Origin of the sequence: Parafrankia sp. EUN1f, from assembly GCF_000177675.1 — a bacterium.
Classification (GTDB): Bacteria; Actinomycetota; Actinomycetes; order Frankiales; family Frankiaceae; genus Parafrankia.
Window position 1 is genome coordinate 45,958 of sequence record NZ_ADGX01000018.1, and the last position, 18,370, is coordinate 64,327.

The 18,370-nt window shown below is 69.0% G+C and carries 11 protein-coding genes; 9 read left to right on the forward strand and 2 right to left on the reverse strand.

Annotated features, from left to right (window positions below; all coding sequences use genetic code 11):
• The first annotated feature begins 25 nt into the window (after positions 1–25).
• Positions 26–1,306 (forward strand): amidohydrolase family protein, encoded by a 1,281-nt coding sequence (locus FREUN1FDRAFT_RS07725; protein ID WP_006539433.1) that lies wholly within the window; start codon positions 26–28, stop codon positions 1,304–1,306.
• 284 nt (positions 1,307–1,590) lie between these two features.
• Here FREUN1FDRAFT_RS07725 and FREUN1FDRAFT_RS07735 read toward each other — a convergent pair whose 3' ends face one another.
• Positions 1,591–2,850, reverse strand: coding sequence for an amidohydrolase family protein (locus tag FREUN1FDRAFT_RS07735; protein WP_006539434.1), 1,260 nt, complete (start codon positions 2,848–2,850; stop codon positions 1,591–1,593).
• A 361-nt stretch (positions 2,851–3,211) separates the two neighbouring features.
• Here FREUN1FDRAFT_RS07735 and FREUN1FDRAFT_RS07740 point away from each other — a divergent pair, with 361 nt between their 5' ends.
• From FREUN1FDRAFT_RS07740 to FREUN1FDRAFT_RS07760, 5 genes are all read left to right on the forward strand, one after another.
• Positions 3,212–4,297 (forward strand): TIGR03857 family LLM class F420-dependent oxidoreductase, encoded by a 1,086-nt coding sequence (locus FREUN1FDRAFT_RS07740; RefSeq protein ID WP_006539435.1) that lies wholly within the window; start codon positions 3,212–3,214, stop codon positions 4,295–4,297.
• A 369-nt stretch (positions 4,298–4,666) separates the two neighbouring features.
• The gene (locus tag FREUN1FDRAFT_RS07745) at positions 4,667–7,030 is read left to right on the forward strand and encodes a LuxR C-terminal-related transcriptional regulator (RefSeq protein WP_006539436.1); all 2,364 of its coding nucleotides are present in this window, start codon (positions 4,667–4,669) and stop codon (positions 7,028–7,030) included.
• A gap of 549 nt (positions 7,031–7,579) precedes the next feature.
• Positions 7,580–8,719, forward strand: a complete 1,140-nt coding sequence (locus FREUN1FDRAFT_RS07750; protein WP_006539437.1) for a lipocalin family protein — start codon at positions 7,580–7,582, stop codon at positions 8,717–8,719.
• Positions 8,720–9,118: 399 nt separating this feature from the next.
• On the forward strand, positions 9,119–10,630 hold the full coding sequence (locus tag FREUN1FDRAFT_RS07755) for an acyl-CoA synthetase (protein ID WP_006539438.1): 1,512 nt from the start codon (positions 9,119–9,121) through the stop codon (positions 10,628–10,630).
• A 317-nt stretch (positions 10,631–10,947) separates the two neighbouring features.
• Positions 10,948–12,231, forward strand: a complete 1,284-nt coding sequence (locus tag FREUN1FDRAFT_RS07760) for an ABC transporter substrate-binding protein (protein WP_006539439.1) — start codon at positions 10,948–10,950, stop codon at positions 12,229–12,231.
• 123 nt (positions 12,232–12,354) lie between these two features.
• Here FREUN1FDRAFT_RS07760 and FREUN1FDRAFT_RS07765 read toward each other — a convergent pair whose 3' ends face one another.
• Positions 12,355–14,073, reverse strand: a complete 1,719-nt coding sequence (locus FREUN1FDRAFT_RS07765) for a class I adenylate-forming enzyme family protein (protein WP_006539440.1) — start codon at positions 14,071–14,073, stop codon at positions 12,355–12,357.
• 425 nt (positions 14,074–14,498) lie between these two features.
• Between FREUN1FDRAFT_RS07765 and FREUN1FDRAFT_RS07770 the strand changes: the two genes are divergently transcribed.
• From FREUN1FDRAFT_RS07770 to FREUN1FDRAFT_RS07780, 3 genes are read left to right on the forward strand one after another with little or no spacing between them, the layout of a single operon-like run.
• Positions 14,499–15,671, forward strand: coding sequence for a thiolase family protein (locus FREUN1FDRAFT_RS07770; RefSeq protein WP_006539441.1), 1,173 nt, complete (start codon positions 14,499–14,501; stop codon positions 15,669–15,671).
• A 13-nt stretch (positions 15,672–15,684) separates the two neighbouring features.
• Positions 15,685–17,523: an NAD(P)/FAD-dependent oxidoreductase gene (locus FREUN1FDRAFT_RS07775; protein WP_006539442.1), complete on the forward strand. Its 1,839-nt coding sequence runs from the start codon at positions 15,685–15,687 to the stop codon at positions 17,521–17,523.
• A 9-nt stretch (positions 17,524–17,532) separates the two neighbouring features.
• On the forward strand, positions 17,533–18,318 hold the full coding sequence (locus FREUN1FDRAFT_RS07780; RefSeq protein ID WP_006539443.1) for an alpha/beta fold hydrolase: 786 nt from the start codon (positions 17,533–17,535) through the stop codon (positions 18,316–18,318).
• Positions 18,319–18,370 lie beyond the last annotated feature (52 nt).

Consider the following 18,370-nt stretch of genomic DNA (forward strand, 5'->3'; position numbering starts at 1 on the left):
GCTCGTCGAGCTTGGGGAGGGTGCTGTGAAGGCAGACGACATGATCCTGGTGAGCGTCGACGACCACCTCGTCGAGCCTCCGGACGTGTTCGAGGGGCGTTTGCCGGCGAGGTTCGCGGACCTGGCGCCGAAGGTCGTGCGTACACCTGAGGGCAGTGATGTGTGGACGTTCAACGGCTCGGTGATCCCGAACATCGGGCTGAACGCGGTGGCGGGGCGGCCGAAGGCGGAGTACGGCATCGAGCCGACCGCGTTCGAGGAGATGCGGCCTGGTTGTTACGACGTGCACGAGCGGGTCAAGGACATGAACGCCGGTGGTGTGCTGGGTTCGATGTGCTTCCCGTCGTTCCCGGGGTTCAGCGGCCGGCTTTTTGCCGCGGCGGCGGACAAGGATCTGGCGTTGGCGGTGCTGCGGGCGTACAACGACTGGCACATCGACGAATGGTGCGGTGCGTATCCAAACCGGTTCATCCCGATGGCGTTGCCGATCCTGTGGGATGCGGAGCTGTGTGCCGAGGAGGTGCGGAGGGTGGCGGCGAAGGGCTGCCACTCGCTGACGTTCACGGAGAACCCGGCGACGTTGGGCTACCCGAGTTTTCACAACACCTACTGGGATCCGCTGTGGCGGGCGGTGTCGGAGACGGGCACGGTGCTGTCGATCCACCTGGGCTCGTCCGGGAAGCTTTCGGTGACGGCGCCGGACGCCCCGGTCGACGTCATGATCACGCTGCAGCCGATGAACATCTGCCAGGCGGCGGCGGACCTGCTGTGGTCGCGGGTCATCAAGGAGTTCCCGGATGTGCGGATCGCGTTGTCGGAGGGTGGCACGGGCTGGATTCCGTATTTCCTGGACCGTGTTGACCGCACCTATGACATGCATCATCTGTGGACGGGTCAGGACTTCGGCGGGAAGATGCCGAGCGAGGTGTTCCGGGAGCGCTTCCTGACCTGTTTCATCGCGGATCCGGTCGGGGTCAGGCTGCGGCATGACATCGGCATCGACAACATCTCGTGGGAGTGTGACTACCCGCATTCGGACTCGTCCTGGCCGTCGGCGGCAGAGGAACTGGAGCGGGTCACCGCGGGCGTCCCCGACGACGAGATCAACAAGATCACTTTCGAGAACGCGTGCCGCTGGTACTCGTTCGACCCCTTCGCTCACCAGCCGCGGGCGCAGAGCACGGTGGGTGCGCTGCGTGCGCTGGCCGCAGGCCATGACGTGTCCGAGCGGAGCTTCGACCAGGGCCGGTTCGAGCGTCAGATCGGCGTGCACGCGGCCGACATCGCGAAGAAGGCGTCCGCCTGATCCGCCACGAGCCGGGCTGCCGCGGGGGAGATCCCATGAGGACCAACCAGCTCGACGGCTCGACCGCGGTATCTGACCAAAGCACCTGACCGCAGTGCCTGGGCGGTGTGGCGACCGGGCCGGCACCAGCGTGCCAGCCGGTTCGCCGCACACCGGTTCGCCGCACACCGGTTCGCCGCACACCGGTTCGCCGCACACCGGTTCGCCGCACACCACGGTCAGCGGGCGCTCCCGTCGGGACGCACGCTGACCGGTGGGCGGAGCTGGGCCGGAACGGAAGCCCGCTACCCCGCGAACGTTGCCGGCGACGCGGCGGATGGCGTGTGACTGGTGGCCTGGACGGTGGCGGGTGCCGGACGTCCGAGCCCGAGCAGGTCGAACATGTTGGTGGACATGATCTTCTCGATCTCGGCCGGGGTCCGGTCGCCGAGCTCGTCTGCGAACGACAGGGGTTCGGCGAGGCCTTCGGGGTGGGGGTAGTCGGAGCCGAAGCAGACCCGGTCGGCACCCATGAGGCTGATGAGGCCGTCGAGGGAGTCCTCCCAGAACGGATTGATCCAGATGTTGCGCCGCAGGACCTCGATGGGGTGCGTGGGGAACTCCCGGGGCATCTTCTTCCAGGCGAGCTCGAGGTTCCTGGCCAGCAGGCCCACCCAGCTTCCGCCGTTCTCGACGCTGATGAGGCGAACGCCGGGGAAGCGGTCGAGCATGCCATGGCAGATGGCGGAGGCGAGGGTGTCCTGGATGGTACGGCCGCCGTCGGCGACGTAGGCGAAGGTCTTCGGCTTGAAGGCGACGTACTCGCCGGTGTTGCCTTCCCAGGTGTTGAGGTAGTCCTGGTAGCCGCTGTCGGAGGCGTGCAGGGCGACCAGCACGCCGGCTTCCTGGACACGGGCCCAGAAGGGGTCGAACTCCGGCAGGAACGGGGAGCGCAGGCCGCGCAGGCCGGCGACCGGTGCCGGACGGACCAGGATCGCGCGGGCGCCGCGTTCCAGGACACGTTCGAGTTCGGCGATGCCACCCTCGACGTCGCAGGGGGAGATGATCGGGGTGGTGATGATCCGGTCGGCGTAGCTGTACGTCCAGTCGTCGTACAGCCAGTCGTTGAAGGCCCGGATCGCGATCTGGGTGAGCGCCGGGTCGTCGCGCAGCCGTTCCTCGATGAGGCTGGCCAACGTCGGGAACAGCAGGCAGGCCGCGACGCCCTGCTCATCGAGCAGGGCGAGGCGCGCCGCCGGTTCGCGGAACGCGGGGAGCGGCCGGATGGGCTTGCCGCTGAGCTCCCGCAGGGACCTGCCCTCGGGGTTGTTGCCCGAATAGAACGCCATGTGGGCGCCGGGCGCGGCGACGACCTCGAAGGTCGGGTTGGGAATGAACTCGGTGAGGGTGTTGCGCACGACCAGCTTCTTGCGGCCGCCGAGCTCGACGAAGCGGAACAGGTCCTTGTGTCGCGCCGGTAGGTGCCGGGTGAAGGCGTCCTCCGTCTCGTACAGGTGGTGATCCGCGTCGAAGACCGGAAAGCCGAGATCCTTGCTGGTGGTCATCCTGGACATCCTGGGTGCGTAGGGGAAAGTGGCGCTTTCGAAAAATGAAATCATCACTTCGCCGCCCGCGCTGCTCCTCCGATCGCAGTCGGGCGGATCTGGCGGCGCTCACACGTGCGAGATGCCGCGAGATGCGTCGTGGACCGGCCGACGTGGATCCGTCGGTCGCGGGCGGGAGGTCGCGGGAGGTCGGGAGCGCCCCTCCTGCTCCGACCGCGCTCACCGGCCGGAGGGGCGCGGGTCTTGCCCGCGGTGCCCTCTTCGGGTTATACCCCAGGGGACGTGAAGACATCTAGATGTATTGAGGCTCTCCGGCTTGCTGGCTTCGGCACGAGCCGGGCCGCCGTGAGGGAGACCGCCCATGACGACCGACCAGCTCACGGAACTTGGCTTCTACACCCTGCCCGGGCATTCCGGCACGCCTCGTGACCTGGTCATGGAGGTCCTGGCCGGCGAGCGGCTGGGTCTTGGTGCCACGTTCGTCTCCGAGCGGTTCTCGACGAAGGACGCGGCGGTGCTGTCGGGCGCGGCCGGCGCCCTCACCGAGACGCTCGGGATCGCGACGGCGGCGACCAACCACCACACCCGCCATCCGCTGGTCACCGCGACCTTCGCGACGACCATGCACCGCCTCACCGGAGGGAGGTTCGCTCTCGGGCTGGGGCGGGGCTTCGACCGGTTCTGGTCCGCGGTCGGGCTCAGCCCGGTGACCAGCGCCCAGATCGAGGACTTCGCCGGGCTCATGCGCCGGCTGTGGCGAGGGGAGATGATCCTCGGCCACGACGGCCCGACGGGGAAGTACCCGTACCTGCAGCAGGACCCGGACTTCGACGAGGACATCCCGCTCATGCTCGCCGCGCTCGGCCCGCGCAGCCTCGAGCTCGCCGGGCGCTGCCTGGACGGCGTCGTCCTGCACACCTTCTTCTCGGACGTCGCGCTGACGGAGTCCGTGGAGGCGGTGCGCCGTGGTGCGAAGGCGGCGGGCCGGGACCCGGACAGCGTCCGGATCTGGTCGGTGCTGGCCGTCATCGGTGATCACATCCCACCGGACCAGATGCTGCGGCGCACCGTCGGGCGGCTGGCCACCTACCTGCTGGGCTACGGCGACATCCTGGTGCGGGTCAACGACTGGGACCCGGCGGTGCTCGCCCGGTTCCGGGCCGACGAGTTCGTCCAGGGGTTCCAGGGTGCGTTCGACGCGAAGGCCGACGAGCGGCAGCTGGAGCATCTCGCCACGCTGATTCCGGCGGAATGGCTGGCGGCGAGCGCGACGGGGACCGCCGAGCAGTGCGCTGCGGCCGTGGCCCGCCAGTTCGAGCTGGGGGCCACCGGCGTGATCCTGCATGGAGTCTCGCCGGACGAGGTCGCTCCGGTGGTCGAGGCCTATCGCGGGATCCGGCCGTCGTCGGTGCGCGGCCTGCCCGCGAACCCGGGCCGGCTGTCCTGACAGGCCGGCGATGCCGTACTTCCGCCAGCATGATCCCGAGTGGGCGCACGCTGCACCGCATGCACTTCACGCGGAGGGGTCGCAGGTGGACCCGGATGGTGCGGCCTCAGCGTGGTCCAGCCTCCTTTCGGTACGTGACTCGGTACGCGACTCGGTACGCGACGCGTCGGAGCACCGGGGCCCGGTGCCTGGGGTCGGACGGGGTAGCGCGGGACACACACCCCGAACGTGCGGAGCGGCCGAGATGTCGGACCCGACCACGGGGAAAGAATCGGCGGTTTTCCCGGGCCCGTCCACAGTGGAACTACGTAGACGGACTACGGAGATGTCTGACTTGACGTCCGGTTCCGCGCCCAGAAAAGGTTGGTCATGACCGCGTCCGTGCCCGGGTCACCGCAGCTGCCCGGTGCCGACCTGCCCACGGAAGTGACCAGCTTCGTCGGCCGGCGGCAGGAGCGCGCCGACCTACGGCAGCGGCTCGGGCGGTTTCGGCTGGTGACGCTCGTGGGCGTGGGCGGTGTGGGCAAGACGCGGCTGGCCCTGCGTACCGCGGCGGAGGTCCGCGGTGAGTTTCCCGACGGGGTGTGGTTCGTCGAACTGGCGCAGCTGCGTGACCCAGACCTGCTCGCGTATCAGCTCGCGGCGACGCTCGGCTGCTCGGCGCCGGCGGATCGGACCGTTCTGAGCACGCTGTCGCGGCACCTGAACGAGAGGCGGTTGCTGCTCGTTCTCGACAACTGCGAGCACCTGGCGGACGCCTGCGCAGACCTGGTCGACAGGCTGCTGCGGGCGTGCCCGCGGCTGCGTGTTCTCGTGACGAGCCGAGAATCGCTGCGTGTCGAGGGCGAGTGCACGTACCTGGTCACGCCGTTCTCAATGCCTGAGCGGCCCAGCCTCGAGGATCGCGGTGAGTCCGGCGGCGACGCCGCCACGCTCTTCCTGGAGCGGGCTCGCGCGGTGTGGTCAGGCATCGATCTCACCCAGGACGACCGCGACGCGATCGGGGACATCTGCCGTCTGGTCGACGGGATCCCGCTCGCGATCGAGCTGGCGGCCGTCAGGCTGCGGGCGCTGTCGCCAGCCGAGATCCTGCGGCTGCTCCACGAAGGCAGCGAGGTCCTGCGGCACGACGGTCGCCGGATGCCGGAGCGGCGGCGCACCCTGCGGGGCTGCATCGACTGGAGCTTCGACCTCTGCACCAGTGCCGAACAGCGCCTGTGGGCGCGGCTGTCGGTGTTCGCCGGCGGCTTCGAACTCGATGCCGTGGAGGGGATCTGCCAGGGCCCGGGGCTGCCTGAGCCGGTGGTCGACCTGATCCTGTCGCTGGTGGACAAGTCCATCCTGATGCCCGAGCCGGGCTCCGGGAACGCGCGTTTCCGGCTCCTGGAGATGCTGCGCCAGTACGGCTACGAGAAGCTGCGGGAAAGCGGCGAGGAAACCGCGATGCGCCGGGCTCACCGCGACTGGTTCCTCGATCTCGCGACGCGGGCGGAGGGCGGGCTGCTCGGCACCGACCGGCGGCAGTGGCTGCACCGCCTGCGCCGTGACCACGCCAACCTCCAGCGGGCGATGGCCTACAGCGCCGAGGCGCACGACCACGCGCAGGGGCGCACCATGGCGCGGTCGCTGCAGCACTACTGGGTGGCCGACGGGCGGTTCGACGAGGGCCGGACCTGGCTCGCGCGGTTCCTGCGCGCCGACGACGGAACCGTGCTGGATCGCCTCCAGACCGTGCATGCCGCAGGCTGGCTGGCGACCTTACAGGGCGACGCCGTCGCGTCGGCGGCGATCCTGCGCCAGGGAGCACAGCTGGCCGCCAGCAGCGATGACGCCTCGGCCGCCGCTCTGATCACCCAGCTGGACGGAATGGACGCGCTCTACACCGGGCAGCCGGTGGCGACCGAGCACCTCGAACTCGCACTGGAGCGGTTTCGCCAGGTCGGTGACGTCGACCGCCAGTTGGAGACCCTCGCCCTGCTCACCGTGGCCGCGGCGCTCAGCCCCGCCCCCGTGGAGGCCGGGCGTTACCACGCGGAGTGTGGCGCGCTGGCCAGGTCCCGTCGCGAGCCGGCACTGCGTCTGTACACGGCCTGGCCCTATGCGCTCGCGGTCTGGCGCTCCGGTGACGTGGAAGCCGCGCTGTCGAGCGCCCGGGACGCGCTGTCCTTCTCGGCCAGCCGCTCGGACCAGCTGAGCCTCGCGCTGTGCCTGGAGACCATCGCCTGGATCGAGGCAGGCCGCGGCCGGCACGTGACCGCCGCCGTCCTGCTCGGCGCGGCGGATCGACTGTGGTCGCGGATGGGGACGTCCACCGCGGCCTTCCCCGGCCTGTTCCGCTTTCGTCGTGATTGTGAGACGGACTCCCGCCGGTTGCTCGGTGATGGCCCGTTCGAGGCCGCGCGGGTTCGCGGTGCCGAGCTGACGCTGGAGGAGGCCTGTTCTCGCGGCCGCGGCCAGCATGAGGAAGGCGTCCCGCCTGGTGTCGCGAGCGGGATCGCCGACAGGGGCCCACTGTCGGCCGCGGGGCTGACCCGCCGCGAACGGGAGGTCGCCGGCCTGTTGGCCCTGGGGCGGACCAACAGGGAGATCGCGATGGAGCTGATGATCGCTCCGCGGACCGCGGAGTCACATGTCCACCAGGTCCTCAGCAAGCTCGGCTTCCACTCCCGCGCGAAGGTCACTGTGTGGTTGGCCGACCAGCTTCGTGGCGCCCCCGAGGCGACGGCCAGCTGACAGACGCTGTCGGCGGACCGACGCCCGCCTCGGATCGGCTCGAACATCGGCTTGAAACTTCTGGATATTTCGGCTAGGTTCACTCGTCGGATGATCGTCGTATGTCGGCGGCGGCTGTCCGGACTCCCGCGGTTCACCCACGACCAACAGGCCCAGGCGATCGTCGCGGTTGCCTCGAGTGCGGTTTCCTGTTCGAGATCCTCCGCCCGTCCGTATTCTGGACGCAGGGACGATGTACGACATGAAATCCACCGACGAGGCGGCGACGAAGCGGGTCACGTAACCCTCTCGAACGCGTACTTTCCCCGGTCGGCGGTAGTTGCCGAAATCCTGTGGACAGCGCCGCTGTCAACCGGAGATGAATCGGATTCCTGCCTGGCCGGCGAAAGCGGCCCCCTGCGTCTCCCAGAAGTATCTCACCTCGGTGTTTCCGTCTGCTCGGGCAGGGGTCGCCGATTCTATGGACCTCGGCGGCATGGGACAGGCCGCTGACGGCCGGCGAAGCGCCTGCTTCGTCGCGCGACCGCAATTTACGAAAGGAGCGACGTTATGACGTCGACCAAGGGCTTCCGGGTCCGGCCGCGGTTCCGAAGACTCGCATCGGTCGTGTTAGGCGCAGCAGCCAGCCTCGCGCTGGTCGCGGTGCATGCGCCGGTGGCCTCGGCGGCGACGCCCCCGGTGGTGCTGCCGGCGGACGAGTCCGCCCACCCGGATGCGGGGATGGAGTGGTGGTACTTCACCGGCCACCTCTCCGGCAAGGACGTCTTCGGCAAGAGCCACTCGTACGGCTTCGAGACAATGGTCGTCCGTAACGACGGGCTCGACACCGCGCCGACCGGGGTCATCTACAACGTGAACATGTCGGTCACGGACCTGACCAGGGGTACCTTCAAGCAGAACCGGGACATCTACAGCATCCAGAATGATCAGACCCCGGCCGGCGGCGGATTCAGCTTCGATGTCGGTGGCGTGCACATGGACGGAAAGAACGGCGTCAATCACATCTGGGGAGGCTTCCCCGACCTCAGCTATGTGTACAGCGGGCTGACGCTGAAGCAGAGCACGCCGGCCGCGCTGCACGGGGGACCCTCGGGCGTGATCCCCTACGGCCCGTTCGGTGAGTCGGCCTACTACTCGCAGACGAATCTCGACGTCTCCGGGAAGCTCTTCGACCACGGCCTGCTGGTGAACGTCACCGGAAAGGCCTGGATGGACCACCAGTGGGGCAACTGGAACCCCGGCAAGGGTGGCTGGGAGTGGTTCAGTATCCAGCTGTCCAACAACACCCAGTACATGCTCTACTTCATCCGCGACGAGAACCACAACTACGTCCAGACGGTCGGGACGCTCGTCAAGCCCGACGGCAGCACCGTGAACCTGCCGGCGAGCCAGCTCAGCGAGACGGCGCTCGGCAGCTGGACCAGTCCACACACCGGAATCGTGTATCCCCAGAACTGGAATGTCACTGTTCCGGGCGGCACGCTGACTGTGACGTCGCAGTTCCCTGACCAGGAGGTCTACAGCGACATCGTCACGGTGGGATCGTACTGGGAGGGCACCACGACCGTGTCCGGGACGGTCAACGGCCAGGCTGTGACCGGGCAGGCCTACGCCGAGGTCATCCCGTTCATCGCGATGCCGGGCCACGGCTATGTCTGGGAGCAGGTCGGAGATCTCCTGGGCCTTTAGCCCGTCGTCTGTACCCCTTCTCGGGAAAATCCGCTGACCTGGGTGGCGGGATCCATCACGGACCCGCCACCTGGTTGGCGGGGGGCTTGGTGCCAACTCCGTGGAGGAGACCCGGGTCCGCGTAGGAGCCTCGGCGCAGGGTGCGGCACCCCGGCCCCGGCCCCCGGCGCAGCGGAGAGCTGAGGGCGATGGCGGGCCGGTGCCACGGGTCCGCCATCGCCGGGCAGGTTCTCGGCCAGCCAGTGAGCGAGAACATGACCCCGGTCGACGACTTCGCGGCGGCCGCACGCGACTACCGGCCGCGTCGAAGGTCGCCACGGAAGGGTCGGTTGATACATCTACATCTATTGCTCTAGGGTTCCGGGAGGCGGTACAGGAACGCGAGGGGGTACGCAGGTCATGGAGCATCCGAAACTGTTCGCGGAGACGGCGCCTGACCGCGCGGCGGTGATCATTGGTGATCAGGTCGTTTCGTATGCCGAGCTCGAGGCGCGGTCGAACCGGTTGGCGCACGCGCTGAGATCTTTGGGTCTGGCGACGGGTAGTCATCTGGCTGTGTTGATGGAGAACCGGTCGGAGTATTTCGAGGTTGTGTGGGCGGGGCTGCGTTCCGGGTTGCTGGTGACTCCGATCAACTGGCATCTGTCGGCTGCCGAGGCCGAGTACATCGTGGTGGACTGTGGTGCGACGGCTCTGGTCGCCTCGGCGCCGCGGGCGGACATCGTGGCCGGTATCAACGCGCCGGCGTTGACGGTGCGGCTTGCTGTGGGTGGGCATATCGATGGGTTCGCCTCGTATGAGGAGACCGTCGCGGCTCATCCGTCGTCGCCGATCGGTGACGAGTGCGAGGGTAACTGGATGTTCTATTCGTCGGGTACGACCGGCCGGCCGAAGGGGATCGCGCCGGCGGTGGTCGGTGGTTCCCTGGGTGAGCCGACTGGTTTTACCGCGATGGTCCGGTTCCTTTTCGGCGGTGATGAGTCGACTGTGTATCTCAGTCCGGCGCCGTTTTATCATGCGGCGCCGTTGGGGTGGGCGACGGCGATTCATCGGATCGGTGGGACGGTCGTGGCGGTGGAGCGCTTTGACGCGGGTGAGTTCCTCGGGCTGATCGAACGTCATCGGGTGACGTTGGCACAGGTGGTGCCGACGCATATGGTTCGGTTGTTGAAGCTGTCCGAGGTGGAGCGGGCCGGGTTCGACCTGTCCAGTCTGCGGACTCTTGTGCATGCGGCGGCGCCGTGCCCGCCGGAGGTGAAGCGGGCTGTTCTGGACTGGCTGGGGCCGGTGGTCCATGAGTACTACTCCGGCAGCGAGGGCATCGGGTTCTGCGTGATCGGGCCGGAGGAATGGCTTGCCCACCCGGGATCAGTCGGGAAGTCGATGCTCGGTCCGGTGCACATTGTCGGGGAGGACGGCAACGAACTGCCGCCGCGCTCCGAGGGCAGGGTGTATTTCGAGTCGCCGAACGGTTTCGCCTATCACGGTGATCCGGAGAAGACGGCGGGGGCGTTCAACGAGAAGGGCTGGGGTACGTTCGGGGAGATCGGATGGGTCGATGAGGAGGGGTATCTCTATCTGACCGACCGGGCGTCGAACATGATTATCTCGGGTGGGGTGAACATCTATCCGCGTGAGATCGAGGACGTGCTGATCCTGCATCCGGCTGTCGCGGACGTCGTCGTGATCGGTGTGCCGGACGCGGAGATGGGGGAGTCGGTGCGTGCTGTGGTGGAGCCGGTGAGTCCGCCGGCTGACCCGGCCGTGCTCGAGGCGGAGCTCATCGAGTTCGTCCGGGATCGGATCGCTCGTTACAAGGCCCCGCGTTCGGTGGTGTTTTTGGCAGAGTTGCCGCGGTTGCTGACCGGAAAGGTCGCCCGGCGGCTGCTGCCCGCGGAGGTAACCCGCTGAACCGGCGCCCCATCGACCGGAAGACGCAGAGTGCGGGGGGCAGGGTCCGACGGCGCGGTGCTCGGTGCTGGAAAGATGTAGATATTATCCTCTAGACTCCGTGCTGCTGGACGTCCGGCGCGAACCGCAGGCGGTCATGAAGCACCGCGTTTCCGGCTCAGCCCACGGACGGATGGCGCCAGGGCCGGGCGAGGTGCGGCCTCGTTCTGGCGGCGGGCCGAGAAGACCGGGCCTCCTGCCGCGAGGAGCACCTTTCAGGGGCCTTCGGGACACGTTCACAGGGCGGCCCCCTGGCCGTCGACCCAGCAGGGAGAAACATGGATCAGACCAGCAGTACCGCCGGTTTAGGCATGGCGCAGGGCGTGCGGCGCATGGTCGCGGTGGTCGCCGTCGCGGCGCTCACGTTCGTCGGTGCCGGGTGCGGCAGCAGCGACAAGGACGACTCGAAGCCGCCGGTCGACGCGTCGGTGCTCGGCCCCGACCAGGTGGCGACCGGTACTCCGATCAAGTTCGGTGTGGTCAGCGACGGCCAGACTCCGGCGTTCGACAACACCATCCAGCTCGACGCCGCCGAGGCCGTCACCAAGTACCTCAACCAGCACCGCAACGGCGTCGGGGGACACCCGATCGAGCTGGTGACCTGCGAGACCCAGAACGATCCGAGCAAGGCCTCCGACTGCGCCAACCAGTTCGTGCGGGAGAACATCACGCTGGCGGTGTTCGGCGAGATCGCGACCATGGCACCGGTGTGGAAGCCGCTGCACGACGCCAAGATCCCGGTCTTCACCTACGCGACCACCGAGGCCGAGGCGATCCTGGACAAGGACTCCACGTTCGTCCTCGCCAGCCAGATCGCCGGGCTCGCTGACGTGGCCATCGGTGTCGCCAAGGCGAACAAGATCAAGAAAGTCACCGCGGTGGTCATCGACGTCCCGCAGGCGACGGCCTTCTACGATGCCGTTGGCAAGCAGGTCTTCGCTGACGCCGGCATCGACCTGAAGGTGGTCAAGGTGCCGGTCGGCACGGCCGACATGTCGTCGCAGATGGCGGAGATCGCCTCCGGCGGGCCGACCGAGGTGCACATCATCGGCAACGACGCGTTCTGCATAGCGGCCTTCAACGGGCTGCGCGCGATGAGCTTCGACGGTCCGATCAGTGTCCTGAACCAGTGTGTGTCCGACAGCTCGAGGAAGGCGATCGGGAGCTATCTGGAGGGCGTCTCGATGGGCTCGCCGCTGGCGATCGGCGACAACGACAACAAGGACCTCAAACTGTGGAACGCGATCGTCGCGACCTACGGTAAGGAAATCGACCTCAGCAACTCGATGGGGCCGACGATCTTCATGACGATGATGGCACTGTATTCGGCGCTCGACGGCATCACGGGCGACGTCACGCCCGAGTCGGTCATCGCGAAGATCAAGGCTGCGGGGAGCCTGCCGGTGCCGGCCAGCGGCGATCTCACCTTCCGCTGCAACGGCAAGGCGTACGCGCTCACACCCGCGGTCTGCATCCGCGGCACGCTGCTCACGACGCTCGACGAGGACGGCAACCCCACCCTGCCCTACCGGGCGACGGGCAACTCGCCGGTCGAGGACTGATCGCGGGCTGCGCACGCACCGACGCCGTGCTCCGCGGGATCCACCATCCCCGCGGAGCGCGGCCGTCGCGGTTGCGGAAACTCGGACCGGCCTGGCCTGGTGGTCGGTGGTGGTCGCTGCGGGTCACCAGCCACGGACGATCCTGTCGGCGTCATCCGTGATCAGTGCACGGACGTCGGTCTTCGCCACCTTGCCGGTGGCGGTCTTCGGCAGCTCGGCGACGACGAACAGCGCCTCGGGACACTTGAAGGCCGCCAGCCGGTCGGCTGCGAAGGCCCGCAGATCCTCGAGGCCGGGCGTGGCACCGGGGCGCGGTACGACGACCGCACAGACCCGTTCCCCCATCATCGGCTCGTTCAGCCCGACGACGGCTACCTCGACCACACCCGGATGCTCGTGCAGGACGGCCTCGACCTCGGTGCAGTAGACGTTCTCGCCGCCCCGGATCACCACGTCCTTCAAACGGTCCACGACGTGCAGGAAGCCTTCGTCGTCGAGGAAACCGATGTCGCCCGAGCGGAACCAGCCGTCCTGGAACGACGCCGCGGTCGCAGCCTCGTCGTTCCAGTAGCCCCTGGCCACCTGCGGGGAGCGGAAGCAGATCTCGCCGGTCCGGCCGGTCGGGAGCGGCTCGCCGTCCGCACCGAGGACCTGTACGTCCGCGGTGAGGTTCGGCCGGCCGACGCAGTCCGGATGCGCCTCGAACTCGACGCCGACATTGGCCACCACGGCGGATGTCGTCTCGGTGAGACCGTAACCGTTGAGGACCTGGACGTCGGGGCCGAGCACCTCGACGGCACGCGAGACGACGTCGGGGGGAACCGCGGCACCCCCGATCGAGAAGCCCCTGACGTGCTCCGCGAGCGAGGAGATCCGCGGATGCTCGAGCAGCTGCCGTGCCACGGCCGGGACGCCTCCGAGCGCGGTCACCTGCTCCGCGGCGGCCAGGCGCAGGGCCTCCTCGACGTCCCACCGGCGCATCATCACGATCTTGGCGCCGCCGAGTGGACTGGAGATGATGGTGGTGACGCCGCCGATGTGGAACATCGGGCCGGTCGAGAGCGTCGCGGGCTGGCGGTTCTCGCGCGGCACCCGGCCGGCGACGATGCCTTCGCGCAGGTTCGCGAAGGCCATGTTCCAGATGTTGGCGGTCATCGCCCGGTTCGTGCTGACGGCGCCCTTGGGGCGCCCGGTGGTGCCGGAGGTGAACAACAGGGTCACCGGGTCGTCGCGGTCCAGCCGCGCGATGGCGTCGTCGTCGATCGGCTCCGCGGCTGTGAGCTCGGCGAACGGTACGTCACCCAGATCGGAACGCACGCCGACGAGGGTCGGGCCGTCGGGCCTGCCGGCCGCGCGCACCCGGCTCAGGCGTTCCTCGTCCGCGAACAGCACCGACACCGCGGCGTCCCGTAGGGCGTAGTCGAGTTCCGGCGCGGTCCACCATGCGTTCAGCGGCGTGACGATGGCGCCGACGAGGAGGGCGCCCCAGAACGACGTCACGTACTCCGGCAGGTTGCGCATGGCGATGCCCACCCGGTCGCCGGGACGCACGCCGTGGACGGACCGCAACTGTGCGGCCACCGCCCGCGCCTGCAGCCGGGTCTGGGCGAAGGTCTGCCGCTCGTCCAGGTAGACCGTGTGGATCAGGGTCTGGTGGGCGGCGCCCATGAGAAAGATGTCGTTGACGGTGCGCGGCCCGCGGGCGAAGTCGCGCAGTGGGATGCCGTGGAGCTCCACGTTCTCGACCTCGAACGCTCCACCGGGTCCGATGAGGGGAGCCAGCCGCGGATCGTCGCGATAGACCGGAGCGATACCGGAGTCGGCCAGGGTGTGTCGGGTCATCGCGGGAGAACCGCCCTTCGTGCGTGGGTCCCTGTCCGTTCCGGCCGCGGAACCGCAGGTCGACGGACCTTCCCTCGGTGGGTTGTACCGCATCCAGGCAAAAACATCGAGATGTATTGGAAGTCGGCGGTGGACGCTCCGCCGCGGTGGACGGCCCAGTCGCTGCTTCGGCGCCTGCCTGAGGGCGGGAGCATCCTGGCGCATCGGGCCCGTCGCGCGTTGTTAGATATAGATGTATTACGAGGCTGGTGTGTGGGTCCGCGGTGCGGGCGCTGGTCCGCGGTGCGGTGAGTGCCCGGGCGAGCGATCAGTTCGCACCCGGCGGACCGCCCGAAGCCCGGTGCCCGGCCGTCCACGGTTCGCGCGCCATCCGCCGTAGGTGTCCGGCGACCCCGGGCACAGCCAACCTCCCGGAGGGGTCCACCGTGACCGAAGCAGTGATCATCTCGACCGCCCGCACCCCGATCGGACGAGCCCGCAAGGGATCTCTGGTGAGCCTGGACGCCTTCGACCTCGCGGAGGTCGTCGTGCCCGCGGTGCTGGAGCGCAGCGGCGTGCCGGCCCGGGACGTCGACAGCCTGGTGCTCGCCGAGGCCTACCAGGGGGGCGGTGTCATCGCCCGCAACGTCGCGGTACGGCTCGGCCTCGACGACGTCGCCGGGGTGGCCACCAACCAGCACTGCGCCGGCGGCCTGAGCGCGGTCGCGATCGCCGCGGGAAGCGTCCGTGCCGGCATGGACAAGGTCGTCATCGCCGGCGGTACGGAGAGCCTCAGCAACAGCGCCATGACGACCACCCGCAAGGGCGCGGACGGGCAGCCGGTGACCTGGGTGTCGGCGTCGCACCCGGAGAGCCCGCAGGCCCCGGCCTTCGACATGTCGATCACGGTCGGTGAGAACACCGCCCGCGAGCTGGGCCTGACCCGTCTCGACGTGGACGAGTGGGCCGTCTACAGCCACGCGCAGGCGACCGCCTCGATCGATGGCGGGTACTTCACCGAGCAGATCGTGCCGGTGCCGGTGCCCCAGCCGGACGGCTCGACCCGGCTGTTCGACACCGACGAGTTCCCCCGCCGCGGCACCACGGTGGAGGGGCTGGCCCAGCTGCGGCTGCTGCACCCCGAGCTGCCGAACCCGACGGTCACCGCCGGGAACGCCGCCGGTCTCAACGACGCGGCGGCCGCCGTCACGGTGGCCAGCAGCGAGTACGCCGAGGCTCACGGGCTGCGCCCGCTGGCCCGGATCCGGTCGTGGGCCTCGGTCGGGGTGGCCCCGGCGCTGACCGGCCTCGGCCCCTCCCTCGCGATCCCGAAGGCACTGGACCGTGCGGGGCTGACGCTCGCCGACATCGACCTCTTCGAGGTCAACGAGGCGTTCTGCTCGGTCCCGGTGGCCACGATCCGCAAGCTCGGGATCCGGCCGGAGATCGTGAACATCAACGGCAGTGGCGCGAGCCTGGGCCACCCGATCGCCGCCACCGGAGCGCGGATGGTGGTGACCATGGTCGCCGAGCTGCGTCGCAGGGGGAACGCGCTCGGCGTGGTGTCGATGTGCGCCGGTGGTGGAATGGGTGCCGCGATGGTCATCGAGGCCCTCTGACCCCGGCGGGCTGATGGGCCGGGGAGCGGTCGGTGCCGGTGTGGCGCCCGGTCGGCGCTGGCCGCTCCCTGCTGGCCGCTCCCTGCTGGCCGCTCCACTGGCCGCTCCCTTGACGACACCCGCCACCGGCGAAATATTTAGAGCTATACGGGGGTCGGTTGCTACAGGGATTCGTGGGGGCGTGGTCGTGAGCGACGGGAACGGAACGCGGACAGGTGCCGCCCGGCTGACGGACGCCGCGGACCGGCGCTATGACGCCATCGTGGTGGGTGCGGGCTTCGCCGGCCTGTACGCACTGCACAGGCTGCGAGCCGACGGCCTGCGGGTGCGGGTGCTCGAGGCCGCCGACAGTGTCGGCGGAACCTGGTTATTCAACCGATACCCCGGCGCACGCTGTGACATCGAGAGCATCGAGTACTCCTACAGCTTCTCCCCGGAGCTCCAGCAGGAATGGAACTGGTCCGAGGTGCTGCCGGGCCAGCCGGAGATCGAGGCCTACCTGAACTTCGTCGCGGACCGGCTCGACCTGCGCCGCGACATCCAGTTCGACACCCGGGTCGTCGAGATGTCCTTCGACGAGGCCGACTCGACGTGGACGGTGCGGACCGAGGCGGGGGAGAGCTTCACCGCGCCGTTCGTCGTCGCCGCCACCGGCATCCTCTCCGCGCCGCTCGACCCGGGCATACCCGGCCTGGACACCTTCGGTGGCACGGTCCTGTTCAGCAGCCAGTACCCGCGAGAGGGCTTCGACCTCGCCGGCAGGCGGGTGGCGGTGATCGGTACCGGCTCCACCGGCGTCCAGATCATTCCGGTGGTCGCCGAGCAGGCGGAACACCTCTACGTCCTGCAGCGGTCCGCCGCCTACACGCTGCCCTCGCCCGCCCGTCCCTACGAGCCGGGCGAGCTCGACGAGCTCAAGGCGAACTACGACGACATCCGGGCCGCCCAGCTGGTCGCCCACGTGGGCGCGGCCCGCACGAGCGCCTTCTCCGTGTTCATGAACATGGGCGGTTTCCCGCCGCTGAAAACGGCGACGCGCGAGGAGCAGCTGCGCGCGATCGAGGAGAACGGCGTCAGGGGAGCGCTGTACTGGAGCGACGTGTTGTCCGACCCCGAGGCGGGGGAGCTGGCGACCGCCCTGTACGGCGAGGCGGTCGCACTGATCGTGCGGGATCCGCGGACAGCCGCCGGCCTGACCCCGACCTACCCGTTCGGCTGCAAGCGGCCGATCATCGACGTCGGCTACTACGAGACGTTCAACCGGGACAACGTCACGCTCGTGGACCTGCGCCAGGGCGCGATCGAGGAGATCACCCCCACCGGCATCCGGACCGGGCAGGGCCATCACGAGGTCGACGTGATCCTCTTCGCGACCGGCTTCGACGCGCTCACGGGCGCGCTGACACGCATCGACGTCCGTGGTCGGGACGGCGTGGTCCTCGGTGACGTCTGGCGGGACGAGGGACCCGTCGCCTACCTGGGCCTGGGGGTCGCCGGCTTCCCCAACCTCTTCCTCATCCAGGGGCCGGGCAGTCCGTCCGCGGCGTCGAACTACCTCGCGGCCATGGAGTACCACGTCAGGTGGATCGCGGACTGCGTGGCCCACCTGCGCGGCGGCGGCTACCAGACGATCGAGACGCTTCCCGAGGCACAGAGCGAGTGGATCGACGGGGTGCAGGCGCTCGTGACGGGCAGCGTGCTGCTCCACCCGAAGTGCGACTCCTGGTACAACGGCGCCAACGTCCCGGGCAAGAAGCGGATGTACACGACCTACGTCGCGGGCGTTCCGGAGTTCCTCAAACAGTGTGATCAGGTCGTCGCCGCCGGCTACTCCGGCTTCAAGATCTCCTAGGGGCTTCCGGTGGCGTTCGCGAAGGTCGGTGACGTCCGACTGTTCTTCACCGATGAGGGCACCGGCGACCTGCCGCTGCTGCTCATCCACGGCTACACCTCCGATTCGCATGACTGGAGCTGGCAGCTGCCGTACCTGGCCGCCCGCCGGCGGGTGATCGCCGTCGACCTCCGCGGTCACGGGCGCTCCAGCGCGCCTCCCGACGGCTACACGACCACGCAGTTCGCCGCCGACCTCGCCGGGCTGCTCGACCAGCTCGAGGTGGAGCGGGTCGTCGCCATCGGCCATTCGATGGGTGGCAGCGTCGCCGGCAGCCTGGCGGTCGAACACCCCGACCGGGTGGCCGCCATGGTCGGTGTCGACCCCGCCTACCTGCTCCCGGACGAGATCGCCGGTGGCATCCGGCCGCTGCTCGACCTGCTCGCGGTGTCCGACCCGGTGCCCCTGGTCCAGCAGCTGGTGGGGGGCATGGATTCCCCGGCCCGGGACCTGGCCCTGCGCACCTGGCAGGTTCGCCGCATCGCAGGCATGGCCGACCACGTGCTGCGCCAGGCGTTGGAGGCCCAGGCGACCGGGATGGCACTGCACTCGTACAGCGCGCCCTACCTGCGCAGGCGGGCCTGCCCGGTGCTGACCTTCTACGCCGACCCGACGCGGGCCGCCGCCGAGCAGGCGATCTTCGCGGACCCGCGGTCCCGGGTGGTGACCTGGGAGGGCGCCGGCCACTGGCTGCACCAGGAGCGTCCAGCCGAGTTCAACTCCCTTCTCACCACGTGGCTGGAGTCGCTCGCCTGAGGCGTTGGGCGGCTTCGGTGCGGTGGCTACGAAAGACGTCGATCTCACGCGA

What these genes read in the sequence shown, in the direction of transcription:
- FREUN1FDRAFT_RS07735 (WP_006539434.1), bottom strand. Translation starts at nt 2,850, where the DNA reads ATGACCACCAGCAAGGATCTCGGCTTTCCGGTCTTCGACGCGGATCAC.
- FREUN1FDRAFT_RS07740 (WP_006539435.1), top strand. Translation starts at nt 3,212, where the DNA reads ATGACGACCGACCAGCTCACGGAACTTGGCTTCTACACCCTGCCCGGG.
- FREUN1FDRAFT_RS07745 (WP_006539436.1), top strand. Translation starts at nt 4,667, where the DNA reads ATGACCGCGTCCGTGCCCGGGTCACCGCAGCTGCCCGGTGCCGACCTG.
- FREUN1FDRAFT_RS07750 (WP_006539437.1), top strand. Translation starts at nt 7,580, where the DNA reads ATGACGTCGACCAAGGGCTTCCGGGTCCGGCCGCGGTTCCGAAGACTC.
- FREUN1FDRAFT_RS07755 (WP_006539438.1), top strand. Translation starts at nt 9,119, where the DNA reads ATGGAGCATCCGAAACTGTTCGCGGAGACGGCGCCTGACCGCGCGGCG.
- FREUN1FDRAFT_RS07760 (WP_006539439.1), top strand. Translation starts at nt 10,948, where the DNA reads ATGGATCAGACCAGCAGTACCGCCGGTTTAGGCATGGCGCAGGGCGTG.
- FREUN1FDRAFT_RS07765 (WP_006539440.1), bottom strand. Translation starts at nt 14,073, where the DNA reads ATGACCCGACACACCCTGGCCGACTCCGGTATCGCTCCGGTCTATCGC.
- FREUN1FDRAFT_RS07775 (WP_006539442.1), top strand. Translation starts at nt 15,685, where the DNA reads ATGGGCCGGGGAGCGGTCGGTGCCGGTGTGGCGCCCGGTCGGCGCTGG.